The organism is Mycobacterium malmoense (genome assembly GCF_019645855.1).
In the GTDB taxonomy this organism is placed as follows: Bacteria; Actinomycetota; Actinomycetes; order Mycobacteriales; family Mycobacteriaceae; genus Mycobacterium; species Mycobacterium malmoense.
Window position 1 is genome coordinate 2010819 of the sequence record NZ_CP080999.1, and the last position, 15706, is coordinate 2026524.

Below are 15706 nucleotides of genomic sequence, written 5' to 3' on the forward strand. Positions count from 1 at the left end.
GCATGGCAGCGACCACCGAAGGACTCGCAGGATTTATTAGGCCCTAACCTTTTGGAGAACCAACCCGATGAGCGCCCCCGTCAACCCCGCCCCGGGAGCCCACCCGCAGCGCCCGGCCACGCCGGGCTTGCGGTCGCCGCAAGCCGCCATCCGGGTGCCCGCCGGGACCACCGCGGCCGCCGCGGTCGGTGAGGCGGGGTTGCCGCGGCGGGGAACGCCGGACGCGGTCGTCGTCGTCCGCGACGCCGACGGCAGGCTGCGCGACCTGAGTTGGGTGCCCGACGCCGACACCGAGGTCATCCCGGTGGCGGCCAGCACCGACGAGGGCCGCAGCGTCATCCGGCATTCGACCGCGCACGTGTTGGCCCAGGCCGTCCAAGACCTGTTCCCGCAGGCCAAATTGGGCATCGGGCCACCCATCACCGACGGCTTCTACTACGACTTCGACGTGGCGGAGCCGTTCACGCCCGAGGACTTGGACAAGCTGGAAAAGCGGATGCGCCAGATCGTCAAGGACGGCCAGCTGTTCGACCGGCGCGTCTACGCGTCCAAGGACCAGGCGCGCGAAGAGCTGGCCGACGAGCCCTACAAGCTCGAGCTTGTCGACGACAAGTCCGGCGACCCTGACGTCATGGAGGTCGGCGGCGACGAACTCACCGCCTACGACAACCTCAATCCCCGCACCCGCGAACGCGTTTGGGGCGACCTGTGCCGGGGACCGCACATCCCCACGACCAAGCACATCCCGGCGTTCAAGCTCACCCGAAGCTCGGCGGCCTACTGGCGGGGAAATCAGGAAAACGCCAGCCTGCAACGCATCTACGGCACGGCCTGGGAGTCGCAGGAGGCGCTGGATGCCTACCTTCAGCTGATCGCCGAAGCCCAGCGCCGCGACCACCGCAAGCTGGGCGTCGAGCTGGACCTGTTCAGTTTCCCCGACGAAATCGGTTCGGGCCTAGCGGTTTTCCACCCCAAGGGCGGCATCGTGCGCAGGGAGCTGGAGGAGTACTCGCGGCGCAAGCACATCGATGCCGGATACGAATTCGTCAACACCCCGCACATCACCAAGGCGCAGCTGTTCCACACGTCGGGCCACCTGGACTGGTACGCCGACGGCATGTTCCCGCCGATGCACCTCGACGCCGAGTACGACGCCGACGGCGCGGTGCGCAAGCCGGGCCAGGACTACTACCTCAAGCCGATGAACTGCCCGATGCACACCCTGATCTTTGCCTCCCGCGGGCGCTCGTATCGGGAACTTCCGTTGCGGCTCTTCGAGTTTGGGACCGTATACCGCTACGAGAAGTCCGGCGTGGTGCACGGGCTGACCCGGGCGCGCGGGTTCACCATGGACGACTCGCACATCTACTGCACCCGCGAGCAACTGCACGACGAGCTGGCGTCGCTGCTGCGGTTCGTGCTCGAGCTGCTCGGCGACTACGGGCTGCAGGACTTCTATTTGGAGCTCTCCACCAAGGACCCGGAGAAGTTCGTCGGCTCCGACGACATGTGGGAGCAGGCCACCAACGCCCTGGCCGAAGTGGCGGCGGAGTCGGGCCTCGAGCTGGTTCCCGATCCCGGCGGTGCGGCGTTCTACGGCCCGAAGATCTCGGTGCAGGCCCGCGACGCCCTGGGCCGCAGCTGGCAGATGTCGACCATCCAGGTGGACTTCAACTTCCCGGAGCGTTTCGAGCTGGAGTACACCGCCCCGGACGGGACCCGCCGGCGGCCGGTGATGATCCACCGCGCGCTGTTCGGGTCGATCGAGCGGTTCTTCGGCATCCTCACCGAGCACTACGCCGGGGCGTTCCCGGCGTGGCTGGCGCCCGTCCAGGTGGTCGGCATCCCGGTCGCCGACGAGCACGTGCCCTACCTGGAAAGCATTGCTGCGCAACTGAAGTCGCACGGGGTGCGGGTCGAGGTGGACGGCAGCGACGATCGGATGGCCAAGAAGATCGTCCACCACACCGGCCAGAAGGTGCCGTTCATGCTGCTGGCCGGCGACCGCGACGTGGCCGCCGGGGCGGTGAGCTTCCGTTTCGGTGACCGCACACAGCTCAACGGCGTGCCCCGCGACGGCGCGGTCGAGGCCATCGTCAAGTGGATCGCCGATCGCGAGAACGCCGCTCCCACAGCAGCATTGGTGAAAGTGGCAAGTGGTGAGTGACCGGGAAAGGGCCCAGGGCAAAGCCGGGGAATGCGGCGGCCGCACCGAAGACACCATCCTCGACAGGGGCGTCGGCGAGCCGGACCATCTGCAGCGGTTGTGGACGCCGTACCGGATGACGTATCTGGCCGAGGCGCCGATCAAGCGCGACAACGGCAAATCCGAGCAGCCGTTCACCGACATTCCGCGTCTGCCCGACGAGGACGGCCTGGTGGTCGCTCGCGGCGAGCTCGTCTACGCGGTGCTCAACCTCTATCCCTACAATCCCGGGCATCTCATGGTGGTGCCCTACCGGCGGGTCTCCGAGCTCGAGGAGCTGACCGAGGCGGAGAGCGCGGAGTTGATGGCGTTCATCCAGAAGGCGATTCGCGTCATCAAGAACGTGTCGCGGCCGCACGGCTTCAACGTCGGCCTGAACCTGGGAACGTCGGCGGGGGGATCGCTGGCCGAGCATCTGCACGTGCACGTCGTGCCGCGCTGGGGTGGCGATGCCAACTTCATCACCATCGTCGGCGGGTCGAAAGTCATCCCGCAGTTGCTGCGCGAGACTCGTCAGCTGCTGGCCACGGAGTGGGCAAAGCAGTGAGCAAGGTGCCGTTCCTGTCCCGGGCGGCGTTCGCGCGGCTCACCGTTCCGACCGCCAGGGCATGCCTGCGGGTGGGATTGACCCCGGACGCCGTCACGATTTTGGGCACCGTCGTGGCGGTCGCGGGGGCGCTGGCGCTTTTCCCGACGGGCAAGCTGTTCGCCGGCGCGGTGGTGGTCTCGTTCTTCGTGCTCTTCGACATGCTCGACGGCGCGATGGCCCGGGAAAGGGGCGGCGGCACCCGCTTCGGTGCGGTGCTGGACGCCACCTGTGACCGCGTCAGCGACGGCGCGGTGTTCTGCGGGCTGCTGTGGTGGATCGCGTTCGGCCTGCACGATCGGCCGCTGGTGGTGGCCACCCTGATCTGCCTGGTCACCTCGCAGGTGATCTCCTACATCAAGGCCAGGGCAGAAGCCAGCGGGCTGCGCGGCGGCGGCGGCATCATCGAACGGCCGGAACGGCTGATCATCGTGCTGGTCGGAACCGGCGTATCGGACTTTCCGTTTGTTCCCTGGCCGCCGGCGCTACCGGTGGCGATGTGGCTGCTGGCGGTGGCCAGCCTGGTCACCTGCGCGCAGCGCCTGCGCACGGTGCGGACCTCGCCGGGAGCCAGCGATCCCATGGATCCCGTGGCGGGATCGAGCGAGCCGTGATCGTGGGTCGCCTGGCGGTGACCCATACCGCCACCGACTGGGCGTACGCGGCCGGCTGGATGGCCATGCGGGCACTGCCGGAGTTCGCCGCGCGCAGCGCATTCGACGCCGGAGCGCGGTATGCGGCCCGCCGCGGCGGGCCCGACCAGTTGCGTAAGAACCTGGCCCGCGTCATCGGCGCGCGCCCGGCCGACGTGCCGGACGCGCTGATGCGCGCCTCGCTGGCCTCCTATGGCCGCTACTGGCGGGAGACCTTCCGCCTGCCGACGATGGACCTGCCCGCGCTGGCGCGCCGGCTCGACGACTCGATGCTGGGGCAAGACCATCTGGATGCGGCGCTGGCCGCCGGCCGCGGCGCGGTGCTCGCGCTGCCGCACAGCGGCAACTGGGACATGGCCGGGGTATGGCTGGCGCACGCCCACGGCACCTTCACCACCGTCGCCGAGCGCCTCAAACCCGAGTCGCTGTACCGGCGTTTCATCCGTTACCGGGAAAGCCTCGGCTTCGAAGTGCTGCCGCTGTCCGGCGGCCAACGACCACCCTTCGAGGTGTTGTGCGACCGGCTGCGGGACAACCGGGTGGTGTGCCTGATGGCCGAGCGCGACCTGACCCGCACCGGTGTCGAGGTCGAGTTCTTCGGCGAACCCACCCGGATGCCGGCCGGGCCGGCGAAACTGGCGATCGCGACCGGGGCGGCCTTGCTGCCGGTGCACTGCTGGTTCGAGGAGAACGGCTGGAAACAATCGATACACCCGGCGCTGGACTGCACCGGCGGCGACGTCTGTGATGTTCAAGCCATCACCCAGGCGCTGGCCGATCAGTTCGCCAAGAACATCGCCGCCCACCCCGAGGACTGGCATATGCTGCAGCCGCAGTGGCTGGCCGACCTGTCCACTGACAGGCGGGCCAAACGGGCCCGGCTGGGGGAAGTTTGATGCGGATCGGGATGGTGTGCCCGTACTCGTTCGACGTGCCGGGCGGGGTGCAGTCCCATGTCTTGCAACTGGCCGAGGTGATGCGCGCCCGCGGCCACCAGGTGAGCGTGCTGGCGCCGGTGTCGCCGCGCGCCTCGCTGCCCGACTACGTCGTCTCCGCCGGCAGGGCCGTCCCCATTCCCTACAACGGGTCGGTGGCCCGGCTGCGGTTCGGTCCGGCCACCCACCGCAAGGTCAGGAGGTGGCTCATACAGGGTGACTTTGATGTGCTGCACCTGCATGAGCCCAACGCGCCCAGCCTGTCGATGCTGGCCCTGAACATCGCTGAGGGGCCGATCGTGGCGACGTTTCACACGTCGACCACCAAATCGCTGACCCTGACGGTCTTCCAGGGCATCCTGCGGCCGATGCACGAGAAGATCGTCGGCCGCATCGCGGTGTCCGACCTGGCCCGGCGCTGGCAGATGGAGGCGCTGGGCACCGACGCGGTGGAGATCCCCAACGGCGTCGACGTCGCCTCGTTCGCCTCGGCACCGCGGCTGGACGGATACCCGCGGCCGGGCAAAACGGTGTTGTTCCTCGGCCGCTACGACGAGCCCCGCAAGGGCGTGTCGGTGCTGCTCGACGCGCTGCCACGGGTGATCGAGCGCTTCGGCGACGTGCAGCTGCTGATCGTCGGACGCGGCGACGAGGACCAATTGCGCGGCCAGGCAACCGGATTGGTGAAACACCTCCGCTTTCTCGGCCAGGTCGACGACGCCGGCAAAGCGTCGGCGATGCGCAGCGCCGACGTCTACTGCGCGCCCAACACCGGAGGGGAGAGTTTCGGCATTGTCCTGGTCGAGGCGATGGCCGCCGGCACCCCGGTGGTGGCCAGCGACCTGGACGCCTTCCGGCGCGTGCTGCGCGACGGTGAGTGCGGGCGGCTGGTACCGGTTGACCCCCCAGATTTGCAGGCCGCCGCGCTGGCCGACGCGCTCATCGAGGTGCTGGAGAACGACGTGCTGCGCGAACGTTACGTGGCGGCCGGTTCGAAGGCGGTTCAGCGGTACGACTGGTCGGTGGTGGCCAGCCAGATCATGCGGGTGTACGAGACCGTCGCCGGCCCGGGTGCCAAGGTCCAGGTGGCCAGCTGATGACGTGGCTGATCGTCGCTGTCTTGGTATTGGTGGCGCTGGTCAGCTTGGCCGGCGCCTGGGCGTATCGGACGGCCAACCGGCTGGACCGGCTGCATGTCCGCTACGACCTGTCGTGGCAGGCGCTGGACGGTGCGCTGGCGCGGCGCGCCGTCGTGGCGCGCGCTGTCGCGATCGACGCCTATGGCGGCGCGTCGAAAGCCGCCGAGGGGAGGCGGCTCGTGGCGCTCGCCGACGCCGCGGAGGGCGCACCCCAGCACGCGCGTGAGGCGTGCGAAAACGAGCTTTCGGCCGCGCTGGCGATGGTTGATCCGGCGTCACTGCCGGCCGGTCTGATCGCCGAGTTGGCCGACGCCGAGGCCCGCGTACTGCTGGCCCGCCGATTCCACAACGACGCAGTTCGCGACACCCTCGCGCTGGCCGAGCGGCACCTGGTGCGCGCGTTTCGGCTCGGCGGAACCGCTTCGCTGCCAAGCTATTTCGAAATCGTCGAGCCGCCGCAGACGTTGGCGCAAGGCGGCTCGAGCGCGCCAGGCGTGCTCAGGCACCGCACGTCGGCGCGGGTGGTGCTGCTCGACGAGGCCGGCGCCGTGCTGCTGCTGTGCGGGTCGGACCCGGCAAATCCCGCCTTTGGAGACGGGGCCGCGCCGAGGTGGTGGTTCACCGTCGGCGGGGAGGTGCGGGACGGCGAGCGGCTGGCCGAGGCCGCCGCACGGGAATTGGCCGAAGAGACCGGTCTGCGGGTCGCGCCGGCCGACTTGGTCGGGCCCATCTGGCGCCGCGACGAGGTCTTCGAGTTCAACGGCTCACTGATCGACAGCGAGGAGTTCTTCTTCGTTCACCGCACGCACCGGTTCGAGCCGTCAACGGCCGGGCGGACCGAGCTGGAACGCCGCTACCTCCACGGTCACCGCTGGTGCGACGCCGCCGACATCGCCCACCTGGTGGCCGGCGGCCAGACCGTGTACCCGCTTCAGCTGTCCGAACTGCTTACCGACGCCCACACGCTGGCCGGCGGGCGGGCGCCGCGCCAGCTGCAGTCCATCCGCTGATCCTTAGGCGGGTTTGGCTGCCTCGATGAATCGCGCCAGTTCGCCGGGGATGTCGGGTCCGGTGGGTTGGTAGATCACCTCGGTGATGCCGTCGGCGGCGAACGCCCGCAGGCGCTCGTGCAGTTCGGCCGCGGTGCCCGTCAGCGTGGTGGTCGGGATTGCTTTCCAGCCGCCGGCCTCCCACGCCGCTCGGTCGATGTCGTTGAGAGCGACGAGATGACGGTCGTGAATCGCGAAATGCCGTTCTTCCGGGTCGATTTGGTTGACGGCGTCCAGCCAGACCCGCCCGGCCGGCAGCGCTGTGACGTCGCCCCCGAATTCATATGCGGCGTGGTAGGCCAGGGCGTTGCCGGGTCCCGCCGCGGCCTGGACTCTGGGCGAATCGAGCCGCTCGCCGGCGGCGAGCACGGTGCCGTGTACGCCCAGCGCGGCCCAGCTGAACTGGTTGGCGAAACCCGTCTCGCCGTTCACGGTGAACAACCCGTCCGCCAAATCCAGTGCGGCGGCAAGGCCTTTGGGGCCCAGCGCCGAGATCAGCACCGGCACGTCGATCGGCCGGCGCGGGGCGTGGCCGTCCGGGTGTAGCATCCGCATGCGCTGTCCGCGCCACTCGACGGTCTCGCCGTTCAGCAGCCTTCGGAAGCCGCGGACGTAGTCCGCGAGGTGTTCCCAGCTGACCGGCTTGGCGCCCATCGCGCGGGCGCCGGCGAAGCCGGTGCCGAAGGCGACGGCGACCCGGCCCGGCGCCATCGCGGACAGGGTCGCCGCGCCGGAGGCGTTCACCATCGGGTGACGCAACGAAGGGACCAGCACGCCCGGGCCGAGTCCGATCCGCTCGGTGCGTTGCGCGGCCAAAGCCAGCATCATCCAGACGTCCGGACCCTGTTGCGGCGTGTCGTGCAGCCATGCCCGGTCATAGCCGAGTTCCTCGGCGATCGCGATGTGCCTGGGCGACTCCAGCGAGGTGGCGAATTGAGCCGAAACCTGCATCGTGACGCTCCTTATCCGTGTCGGGTCCGCCTTAGTGGACAGATCCGTCTAATGCGTGAAGTCGCGATTCCATTCCCCGTTCGGTCACCATCCCGTGTGAGCGAGCCCACGCCACGCCGCCTTGTATTGATTAGACAGGTCTGTCTAATATAACGAGGACTAGACAGAACGGTCTAATCGCAAGCACCTAGCGCAAGGAGCCATCATGGTCGAGCAGCCCACCTCCCGCAGCCGGCAGCCTGCGGCCCTGGTGACCGGAGCGACGTCCGGCATCGGCCAGGCGGTGGCATTCGCGCTCACCGATCGGGGTTATGAGGTGATCGTGCACGGTCGCGACGCCGTGCGTGGCGCCGAGACCGTCAAGGTTATCGAGGACCGCGGCGGCCGCGCCCGGTTCATCGCCGCCGATCTGGCCGAGCCCGCCGGCGTCGCCGCCCTGGTCGCCGGGGCGGGCCCCATCGACGTGCTGGTCAACAACGCCGGCTTCTCCTGGTTCGGTCCAACCGACCGGCTGGACGACGCCACCTTCGACGAGCTGTTCGCCGCCAACGTCCGCGGCGCCTACCGGCTGGTCGCCGCGCTGGCACCCGGGATGGCCGAGCGAGGCCACGGCAGCATCGTCAGCGTCGACAGCATGGCCGGCCACATCGGGCTGTCCGGCGCCGCCGCCTACGGCGCGACGAAAGCGGCCCTGACGGCGATGAGCCGGGCGTGGGCCGCCGAGTACAGCCCCGCCGGCGTCCGGGTTAACACCGTCGCGCCCGGCCCCGCCTACACCGGAGGCGCCTCAGAGGACCTGATCACCGAACTCGGCGCCACCACGCTGCTCGGCCGGGCCGCGCAGCCGGAGGAAATCGCGGAGGTGATTGCCTTCCTGGTGTCCGACAAGGCCAGCTACATCACCGGCGCCGTGATCCCCGTCGACGGCGGACGCACCGCTATCTAGGTCCCTGTACGCGAATACCGCGCGCGGGCCGGGGCACGGGAGATCCCCTGATCGTCCTCGAACCCGCCGCGGACTAGTCTAGACAGACCTGTCTGTAGCAGTGAGGAGCCAGGGAGCCGTGCCGGATAGCGCACCGACGATCGACACCAAAAGCCGCGGTATCCGAGGATCCGCCCGGGAGCGACTGCTGGCGGCGGCCAGCGAGCTGTTTTACGCCGAAGGCATCCAGACGGTCGGCATCGACCGGGTCGTCGAGCACGCCGGGGTCGCCAAGGCGTCGTTGTACAACACCTTCGGCAGCAAGGAGAACCTGGTGCGGGCCTACCTCGAGGCCCGCCACGAGGCGACGCTGGCCAGACTGCGGCGCGCAGTCGAACGCCACAGCGATCCGCGTCAGCGACTATTGGCGGTCTTCGACGCGCAAGCCGAATTCTTCGCCGAACCGGCCTTCCGCGGCTGCGCCTTCGTCACGGCCAGCGCCGAAGCGCCCGACGGCGGCGCGATCCAACACGCGGCCGACGAGTATCGCGCCGAAATCCGTGGCCTGCTCGCCGAACTCGCCCGCCAAGCCGGTGCGGCCGACCCGGCCGCGCTGGGCCGCCAGCTCCAGCTGCTCTACGACGGGGCCGGGCTGGTCGCCCGGATGGACCGGGATCCGCATGCCGCCGCGACGGCCAAAGCGGCGGCCGAAGCGCTTCTCGACGCCGCCACACGCTGAGCCCGCTGCACGGCGGTCGGCGAGATATCGGCTGGTCGTCGACCACTACACTGGACTGGCAGCAGGGGGGCAAAGGGACATCAAGATAGAGGTAGCGGTGGATAGCGCGGCGCAGAACGGCACCGGGCAAACCGGAACGGCGCGGGTCAAGCGCGGCATGGCCGAGATGCTCAAGGGCGGCGTCATCATGGACGTCGTCACCCCGGAGCAGGCCCGGATCGCCGAGGGCGCCGGCGCCGTCGCGGTGATGGCGCTGGAACGGGTGCCGGCCGACATCCGCGCCCAGGGCGGGGTGTCGCGGATGAGCGACCCCGACATGATCGAGGGCATCATCTCCGCCGTGACCATCCCGGTGATGGCCAAGGCGCGCATCGGGCATTTCGTCGAGGCCCAGATCCTGCAGAGCCTCGGCGTGGACTACATCGACGAGTCCGAGGTGCTGACCCCCGCCGACTACACCCACCACATCGACAAGTGGAAATTCACCGTGCCGTTCGTGTGCGGGGCGACCAACCTCGGCGAGGCGCTGCGGCGCATCAGCGAGGGCGCCGCCATGATCCGCTCCAAGGGCGAGGCCGGCACCGGTGACGTCTCCAACGCCACCACGCACATGCGGGCCATCGGCGGCGAAATCCGCCGGCTGACGTCGCTGTCCGAGGACGAATTGTACGTGGCCGCAAAGGAATTGCAGGCGCCCTACGAGCTCGTCACCGAAGTGGCCCGGGTCGGCAAGCTGCCGGTCACGCTGTTCACCGCCGGTGGCATCGCCACCCCCGCCGACGCGGCGATGATGATGCAGCTCGGTGCCGAGGGGGTGTTCGTCGGCTCGGGCATCTTCAAGTCCGGGGCGCCCGAGCACCGCGCCGCCGCGATCGTCAAGGCCACCACGTTCTACGACGACCCCGACGTGCTGGCCAAGGTGTCGCGCGGGCTGGGCGAGCCGATGGTGGGCATCAACGTGGAGCAGATCGCGCAGCCGCATCGCCTGGCTCAGCGGGGCTGGTAATAATCGGTCGTGGCGATCGAGCAAATCCTCGATCTCGAGCAACTCGAGGTCAACATCTATCGCGGAAGCGTGTTCAGCCCGGAATCGGGTTTCCTGCAGCGAACGTTCGGTGGCCATGTCGCCGGCCAGTCGCTGGTGTCGGCGGTGCGCACAGTCGACCCCCGCTACCTGGTGCACTCGCTGCACGGCTATTTCCTGCGGCCCGGAGATGCCCAGGCGCCCACCGTTTTTCTCGTCGAACGCCTCCGCGACGGCGGCTCGTTTTGCACCAGGCGGGTCAACGCCATCCAGCACGGCGAAACCATCTTCTCCATGTCGGCGTCGTTCCAGACCGACCAGGAAGGCGTCAACCACCAGGACGCCATGCCGGCCGCGCCGCCGCCGGATGACATGCCGGGGCTGAACTCGATGAAGGTGTTCGAGGACGCCGGGTTCCGTCAGTTCGAGGAATGGGACGTCCGCATCGTGCCGCGGGAACGCCTGCACCTTGTGCCCGGCAAGGCCGCCCAGCAGCAGGTGTGGTTTCGGCACCGCGATCCACTGCCCGACGATCCGGTGCTGCACATCTGCGCGCTGGCCTACATGAGCGACCTCACGCTGTTGGGCTCGGCACAGGTCACCCACCTCGATGAGCGCGAGCACCTACAGGTGGCGTCGCTGGACCACGCGATGTGGTTCATGCGGGTGTTCCGGGCCGACGAGTGGCTGCTCTACGACCAGTCCTCCCCGTCGGCTTGCGGCGGCCGCGCGCTGTGTCAGGGCAAGATTTTCAACCGGTACGGCGAGATGGTCGCCGCGGTCATGCAGGAGGGCCTCACCCGCTTCGCGCGCGGGCATCAGCCCGCACGCCGGTGAGCGCGCCAAAGATCGGGGTCTTGGCGCTGCAGGGCGACACCCGTGAGCACCTGGCGGCGCTGCGCGAGGCCGGGGCCGAGTCGATGCCGGTGCGTCGCCGCAGCGAGATCGAGGCGGTGGACGGGCTCGTCATTCCCGGCGGGGAATCCACCACCATGAGCCACCTGTTGGCCGACCTCGATCTGCTCGAGCCGTTGCGGGGGCGGCTGGCCGACGGGCTTCCGGCCTACGGCGCTTGTGCCGGCATGATCCTGTTGGCCAGCGAGATCCTCGACGCGGGCGCGCGGGGGCGCCAGGCGCTGCCGCTGCACGCGATCGATATGACGGTGCGGCGCAACGCATTTGGACGACAGGTCGACTCGTTCGAGGGCGACGTCACGTTCGCGGGTCTCGACGATCCGGTGCGTGCGGTGTTCATCCGCGCGCCCTGGGTGGATCGGGCCGGTGACGGCGTGCGGGTGCTGGCCCGCGCGGCGGGCCACATCGTGGCGGTGCGGCAAGGCCCGATGCTGGCGACGGCGTTTCACCCGGAGATGACCGGAGACCGTCGCATCCACCGGATGTTCGTCGACATCGTCAACGGCGTCGCCTGATCCACGCCGCGTCGCCTGATCCACGCCGCGCCGCCGAACGTCACGCCAGCGTGGCTGACGGCGGCGACCGCCACGCTGGCGTGACGTTCGGCGAGTGCCTGCGCCCACGTAGACTCGTGGGCGACTTTCACGCGACAGAAGAGGTGCAAAAGAGGGATGTCACACCGATGAGCGGCCATTCCAAGTGGGCCACCACCAAGCACAAGAAGGCCGTCGTCGACGCCCGCCGCGGCAAGATGTTCGCCCGGCTGGTCAAGAACATCGAGGTCGCGGCCCGTGTCGGCGGCGGCGACCCGGCGGGCAACCCCACGCTCTACGACGCCATCCAGAAGGCCAAGAAGAGCTCGGTGCCCAACGACAACATCGAGAAGGCCCGCAAGCGCGGCGCCGGCGAGGAAGCCGGCGGCGCCGACTGGCAAACCATCACCTACGAGGGCTACGCCCCCAACGGCGTGGCGGTGCTGGTCGAGTGCCTGACCGACAACCGCAACCGCGCCGCCAGCGAGGTGCGGGTGGCGATGACGCGCAACGGCGGCACCATGGCCGACCCCGGGTCGGTCGCCTACCTGTTCTCCCGCAAGGGCGTGGTCACGCTGGAAAAGAACGGCCTGACCGAGGACGACGTGCTGACCGCGGTACTCGACGCCGGCGCCGAGGACGTCAACGACCTGGGCGACAGCTTCGAGGTCATCACCGAGCCGGGCGACCTGGTCGCGGTGCGGACCGCCCTGCAGGACGCCGGCATCGACTACGACTCCGCCGAGGCGGGGTTCCAGCCGTCGGTGACCGTTCCCCTCGACGCCGACGGCGCCCAGAAGGTCATGAGACTGGTCGACGCCCTGGAAGACAGCGACGACGTGCAGGACGTGTACACCAACGCCGACATCCCCGACGAGATCCTGGCCCAAATCGAGGAGTGATCCGCGTCGATCGCAAGCGCGGCGCAGGCGCCGGGCGCAGCGCGAGCCCCAGCCGTTCCCCGGACACGTCCGCCGGGGTCACGGCGAGCTGATGGAGCGGCACCGGCCCGGTCCTACGGGACAGACGGTGGCGGCGCCGGGTAGACGGTGAGCTCGCCGGCCAGCACGGACTTGCCCGTCGATATCTCCCACGGCATGTCCGGGGCCCAGCGCTCGAACGAGAGCAGCGCCGTCCCGTCGGCATTGGTGCAGTCGAGAAATTCCATCTCGCCGCCCGCCGGCAGGCCGGTCGTGCCCTCGGTGGTGTAGGAGGAGCGGCCGTGTTCCGACTCGTGAAACGTCACGCCGTCGACCACGTACCGGTCGCCGGGCTGCAACGCAATGTCTTTGCGGGTGACCCACATCGCCAGCTTCAGGCGCCCGTCGTCCTCTTCGACGCTGAACCAGACCGGCTGGTCGCCGCCCTCCAGCAGGTGCTCCCACCACACGAACGGTCCCTCGCGGAACGTCACCGACCCGCGCACCACGTAGTCGACCCCGCCGTAGCTGACGACGGCGCCGGGCCCGAGTTGGCGGGGCCCGAGCTGCGGCACCGCGTTGAACGAAAGCGGATCCTGGCGGCCGCCGGCCTCGGCCGGTCGACCCTGCCGTGGACGCCGCAAAGCCACCACGAGCACCACAATGGACGCGATGAACAGGACTGCCGCGAGCACGACCAGCAGTGTTCCCACGCAGACCCTTCCGTTGCCGTGGAGGCCGAGCGAATGTGGGCTTTAAGTTAACAGCTTTTGCCGGGGCGGGAGCCGTAACCGGCGCCCCGAAGAACGCTGTGAAAACGCGGTGAAGAAGCGCCCCGCCGCCGCGTGTCCTACCGGCTCTCGTCGGCCCCACCCGCTAGGCTATCGAACAGCTGTTCGTACGAAGGAGCGGGTAATGCGGGTGATGGGCGTCGATCCCGGACTGACCCGATGCGGCCTCTCGGTCGTCGAAAGCGGGCGCGGTCGTCGGGTCGTTGCGCTGGACGTCGACGTGGTGCGTACCCCGTCGGACGTGCCGCTGCCCAAGCGGTTGCTGACCATCGGCGACGCCGTCGAGTACTGGCTGGACACCCATCGCCCGGACGTCGTGGCCATCGAGCGAGTGTTCTCCCAGCTCAACGTGACGACGGTGATGGGCACCGCGCAGGCCGGCGGCGTCATCGCGCTGGCGGCGGCCAGGCGCGGCATCGACGTGCACTTCCACACCCCCAGCGAGGTCAAGGCCGCCGTCACCGGCAGCGGGTCCGCCGGCAAGGCGCAGGTCACCGCGATGGTCACGAAAATCCTTGCGCTGCAAGCCAAACCGACGCCGGCCGACGCGGCCGACGCGCTGGCCCTGGCGATCTGCCACTGTTGGCGCGCGCCGATGATCGCCCGGATGGCCGAGGCCAAAGCCAAGGCCGACGCCCTGGCCGCCCGGCAGCGGCACGCCCACCGGGCCGCGTTGGCGGCGAAGCCGAAGGCCGCCCGATGATCGCCTCGGTGCGCGGCGAGGTGCTCGAGGTGGCGCTCGACCACGTGGTGATCGAGGCGGCCGGCGTCGGCTACCGGGTGAACGCCACGCCGTCGACGCTGGCGACGCTGCGGGCCGGAACCCAGGCCCGGCTGATCACCGCGATGATCGTGCGCGAGGATTCGATGACGCTGTACGGGTTCGCCGATTCCGACACCCGCGACCTGTTCCTCACGCTGCTGTCGGTGTCGGGGGTCGGGCCCCGGCTGGCGATGGCGACGCTGGCGGTGTACGACGCCGCGGCGCTGCGGCAGGCGCTGCACGACGGCGACGTGGCTGCGCTGACCCGGGTGCCCGGCATCGGCAAGCGCGGCGCCGAACGGATGGTGCTGGAGTTGCGCGACAAGGTGGGCGGCCTGGCGGCCGGGGCCGCGCCGGCGCTCAACGGCCACGCGGTGCGGGGCCCGGTGGTGGAGGCGCTGGTGGGCCTCGGTTTCGCGGTCAAGCAGGCCGAGGAGGCCACCGACAGGGTGCTGGCCGGCGAGCACGACGCGACGACGTCCAGCGCCCTGCGTGCCGCCCTGTCGCTGCTCGGGAAATCGACATGAGCGAGTTCGACGACCCGGACGAGCGCGAGGTCTCGCCGGCGCTGACCGTCGGCGAGGGCGACATCGACGGCAGCCTGCGGCCCCGCTCGCTGGGGGAGTTCATCGGCCAGCCGCGGGTCCGCGAGCAGCTGCAGCTGGTGATCGAGGGGGCCAAGAACCGCGGCGGCACCCCGGATCACATCCTGCTGTCCGGCCCGCCGGGGCTGGGCAAGACGTCGCTGGCGATGATCATCGCCGCCGAGCTGGGGTCCTCGCTGCGGGTGACGTCCGGCCCGGCGCTGGAACGCGCCGGCGACCTGGCCGCGATGCTGTCCAACCTGGTCGAGCACGACGTGCTGTTCATCGACGAGATCCACCGCATCGCCCGGCCCGCCGAGGAGATGCTCTACCTGGCGATGGAGGACTTCCGGGTCGACGTGGTCGTCGGCAAGGGCCCCGGGGCGACGTCGATTCCGCTGGAGGTGGCGCCCTTCACCCTGGTCGGCGCCACCACCCGGTCCGGCGCGCTGACCGGCCCGCTGCGCGACCGGTTCGGTTTCACCGCGCACATGGACTTCTACGAGCCCGCCGAGCTGGAGCGGGTGCTAGCGCGTTCCGCCGGGATTCTCGGCATCGAGCTGGGCGCCGCCGCCGGCGCGGAGATCGCCCGCCGGTCGCGGGGCACGCCGCGGATCGCCAACCGGCTGCTGCGCCGGGTCCGCGACTTCGCCGAGGTGCGCGCCGACGGCGTGATCACCCGCGACGTCGCCAAGTCCGCGTTAGAGGTCTACGACGTCGACGAGCTGGGCCTCGACCGGCTGGACCGGGCGGTGCTGTCGGCGCTGACCCGCGGCTTCGGTGGCGGCCCGGTCGGGGTGTCGACGCTCGCCGTGGCGGTCGGCGAGGAGGCCGCCACCGTGGAAGAGGTGTGCGAGCCCTTCCTGGTGCGCGCCGGCATGGTCGCGCGCACCCCGCGGGGCCGGGTGGCCACCGCGCAGGCCTGGACCCACCTCGGCATGACGCCGCCGGCCGGGGCCGCCGGGTTGGGCCAGCCCGGGCTGTTCGACTAGG

The 15706-nt window shown here is 69.8% G+C and carries 17 protein-coding genes and 1 pseudogene; 15 read left to right on the top strand and 3 right to left on the bottom strand.

Annotated elements, in window-relative coordinates; translation table 11 throughout:
- The first annotated feature begins 67 nt into the window (after positions 1-67).
- The 6 genes from thrS to K3U93_RS09510 are packed head-to-tail and all read left to right on the top strand — an operon-like array spanning position 68 to position 6529.
- Positions 68-2167, top strand: coding sequence for a threonine--tRNA ligase (gene thrS, locus K3U93_RS09485; protein ID WP_083011369.1), 2100 nt, complete (start codon positions 68-70; stop codon positions 2165-2167).
- Positions 2160-2753, top strand: a complete 594-nt coding sequence (locus K3U93_RS09490) for an ATP adenylyltransferase (RefSeq protein ID WP_071511521.1) — start codon at positions 2160-2162, stop codon at positions 2751-2753. Before thrS ends, K3U93_RS09490 begins: the two co-directional genes overlap by 8 nt.
- A complete protein-coding gene (gene pgsA, locus K3U93_RS09495; RefSeq protein ID WP_071511511.1) occupies positions 2750-3406 on the top strand; it encodes a phosphatidylinositol phosphate synthase in 657 nt (218 codons plus the stop codon). The genes K3U93_RS09490 and pgsA overlap by 4 nt, the downstream gene beginning before the upstream one ends.
- Entirely contained in the window at positions 3403-4341 is a 939-nt protein-coding gene (locus K3U93_RS09500; RefSeq protein WP_230981623.1) for a phosphatidylinositol mannoside acyltransferase, read from the top strand. The genes pgsA and K3U93_RS09500 overlap by 4 nt, the downstream gene beginning before the upstream one ends.
- Positions 4341-5477, top strand: coding sequence for a glycosyltransferase family 4 protein (locus tag K3U93_RS09505; RefSeq protein ID WP_071511519.1), 1137 nt, complete (start codon positions 4341-4343; stop codon positions 5475-5477). The genes K3U93_RS09500 and K3U93_RS09505 overlap by 1 nt, the downstream gene beginning before the upstream one ends.
- Positions 5477-6529: an NUDIX hydrolase gene (locus K3U93_RS09510; RefSeq protein ID WP_083011370.1), complete on the top strand. Its 1053-nt coding sequence runs from the start codon at positions 5477-5479 to the stop codon at positions 6527-6529. The genes K3U93_RS09505 and K3U93_RS09510 overlap by 1 nt, the downstream gene beginning before the upstream one ends.
- 3 nt (positions 6530-6532) lie before the next feature.
- Here K3U93_RS09510 and K3U93_RS09515 read toward each other — a convergent pair whose 3' ends face one another.
- Positions 6533-7519, bottom strand: coding sequence for an LLM class flavin-dependent oxidoreductase (locus K3U93_RS09515; RefSeq protein WP_071511509.1), 987 nt, complete (start codon positions 7517-7519; stop codon positions 6533-6535).
- 205 nt (positions 7520-7724) lie between these two features.
- On the opposite strand from K3U93_RS09515, the gene K3U93_RS09520 reads away from it, so the two are divergent.
- From K3U93_RS09520 to K3U93_RS09545, 6 genes are all read left to right on the top strand, one after another.
- Complete coding sequence (locus K3U93_RS09520; protein ID WP_083011371.1) at positions 7725-8465, top strand: SDR family NAD(P)-dependent oxidoreductase; 741 nt, start codon at positions 7725-7727, stop codon at positions 8463-8465.
- Between the two features lie 118 nt (positions 8466-8583).
- Positions 8584-9183, top strand: a complete 600-nt coding sequence (locus K3U93_RS09525; RefSeq protein WP_217808436.1) for a TetR/AcrR family transcriptional regulator — start codon at positions 8584-8586, stop codon at positions 9181-9183.
- A 97-nt stretch (positions 9184-9280) separates the two neighbouring features.
- Positions 9281-10189, top strand: coding sequence for a pyridoxal 5'-phosphate synthase lyase subunit PdxS (gene pdxS / locus K3U93_RS09530; protein ID WP_083011372.1), 909 nt, complete (start codon positions 9281-9283; stop codon positions 10187-10189).
- A gap of 9 nt (positions 10190-10198) precedes the next feature.
- Positions 10199-11044 (top strand): acyl-CoA thioesterase II, encoded by an 846-nt coding sequence (gene tesB / locus K3U93_RS09535; RefSeq protein WP_071511506.1) that lies wholly within the window; start codon positions 10199-10201, stop codon positions 11042-11044.
- The gene (gene pdxT / locus K3U93_RS09540) at positions 11041-11637 is read left to right on the top strand and encodes a pyridoxal 5'-phosphate synthase glutaminase subunit PdxT (RefSeq protein ID WP_083011373.1); all 597 of its coding nucleotides are present in this window, start codon (positions 11041-11043) and stop codon (positions 11635-11637) included. Before tesB ends, pdxT begins: the two co-directional genes overlap by 4 nt.
- 167 nt (positions 11638-11804) lie before the next feature.
- Positions 11805-12557: a YebC/PmpR family DNA-binding transcriptional regulator gene (locus K3U93_RS09545; RefSeq protein WP_083011405.1), complete on the top strand. Its 753-nt coding sequence runs from the start codon at positions 11805-11807 to the stop codon at positions 12555-12557.
- A 19-nt stretch (positions 12558-12576) separates the two neighbouring features.
- Here K3U93_RS09545 and K3U93_RS24820 read toward each other — a convergent pair.
- A pseudogene (locus K3U93_RS24820) lies at positions 12577-12660 on the bottom strand (DUF2617 family protein); the annotation flags it as partial.
- 10 nt (positions 12661-12670) lie between these two features.
- Positions 12671-13288: a DUF4178 domain-containing protein gene (locus tag K3U93_RS09550; RefSeq protein WP_071511503.1), complete on the bottom strand. Its 618-nt coding sequence runs from the start codon at positions 13286-13288 to the stop codon at positions 12671-12673.
- Positions 13289-13490: 202 nt separating this feature from the next.
- Here K3U93_RS09550 and ruvC point away from each other — a divergent pair, with 202 nt between their 5' ends.
- From ruvC to ruvB, 3 genes are read left to right on the top strand one after another with little or no spacing between them, the layout of a single operon-like run.
- Positions 13491-14069: a crossover junction endodeoxyribonuclease RuvC gene (ruvC, locus tag K3U93_RS09555; RefSeq protein WP_083011375.1), complete on the top strand. Its 579-nt coding sequence runs from the start codon at positions 13491-13493 to the stop codon at positions 14067-14069.
- Positions 14066-14656: a Holliday junction branch migration protein RuvA gene (gene ruvA / locus K3U93_RS09560; RefSeq protein WP_083011376.1), complete on the top strand. Its 591-nt coding sequence runs from the start codon at positions 14066-14068 to the stop codon at positions 14654-14656. The genes ruvC and ruvA overlap by 4 nt, the downstream gene beginning before the upstream one ends.
- Positions 14653-15705 (top strand): Holliday junction branch migration DNA helicase RuvB, encoded by a 1053-nt coding sequence (ruvB, locus tag K3U93_RS09565; RefSeq protein ID WP_083011377.1) that lies wholly within the window; start codon positions 14653-14655, stop codon positions 15703-15705. The genes ruvA and ruvB overlap by 4 nt, the downstream gene beginning before the upstream one ends.
- Position 15706: the final 1 nt, after the last annotated feature.

Bases quoted from the DNA above. Each gene is read 5' to 3' on its own strand.
- thrS (WP_083011369.1), top strand. From the start codon at position 68: ATGAGCGCCCCCGTCAACCCCGCCCCGGGAGCCCACCCGCAGCGCCCG.
- K3U93_RS09505 (WP_071511519.1), top strand. From the start codon at position 4,341: ATGCGGATCGGGATGGTGTGCCCGTACTCGTTCGACGTGCCGGGCGGG.
- K3U93_RS09510 (WP_083011370.1), top strand. From the start codon at position 5,477: ATGACGTGGCTGATCGTCGCTGTCTTGGTATTGGTGGCGCTGGTCAGC.
- K3U93_RS09515 (WP_071511509.1), bottom strand. From the start codon at position 7,519: ATGCAGGTTTCGGCTCAATTCGCCACCTCGCTGGAGTCGCCCAGGCAC.
- K3U93_RS09520 (WP_083011371.1), top strand. From the start codon at position 7,725: ATGGTCGAGCAGCCCACCTCCCGCAGCCGGCAGCCTGCGGCCCTGGTG.
- K3U93_RS09545 (WP_083011405.1), top strand. From the start codon at position 11,805: ATGAGCGGCCATTCCAAGTGGGCCACCACCAAGCACAAGAAGGCCGTC.
- ruvC (WP_083011375.1), top strand. From the start codon at position 13,491: ATGCGGGTGATGGGCGTCGATCCCGGACTGACCCGATGCGGCCTCTCG.
- ruvA (WP_083011376.1), top strand. From the start codon at position 14,066: ATGATCGCCTCGGTGCGCGGCGAGGTGCTCGAGGTGGCGCTCGACCAC.
- ruvB (WP_083011377.1), top strand. From the start codon at position 14,653: ATGAGCGAGTTCGACGACCCGGACGAGCGCGAGGTCTCGCCGGCGCTG.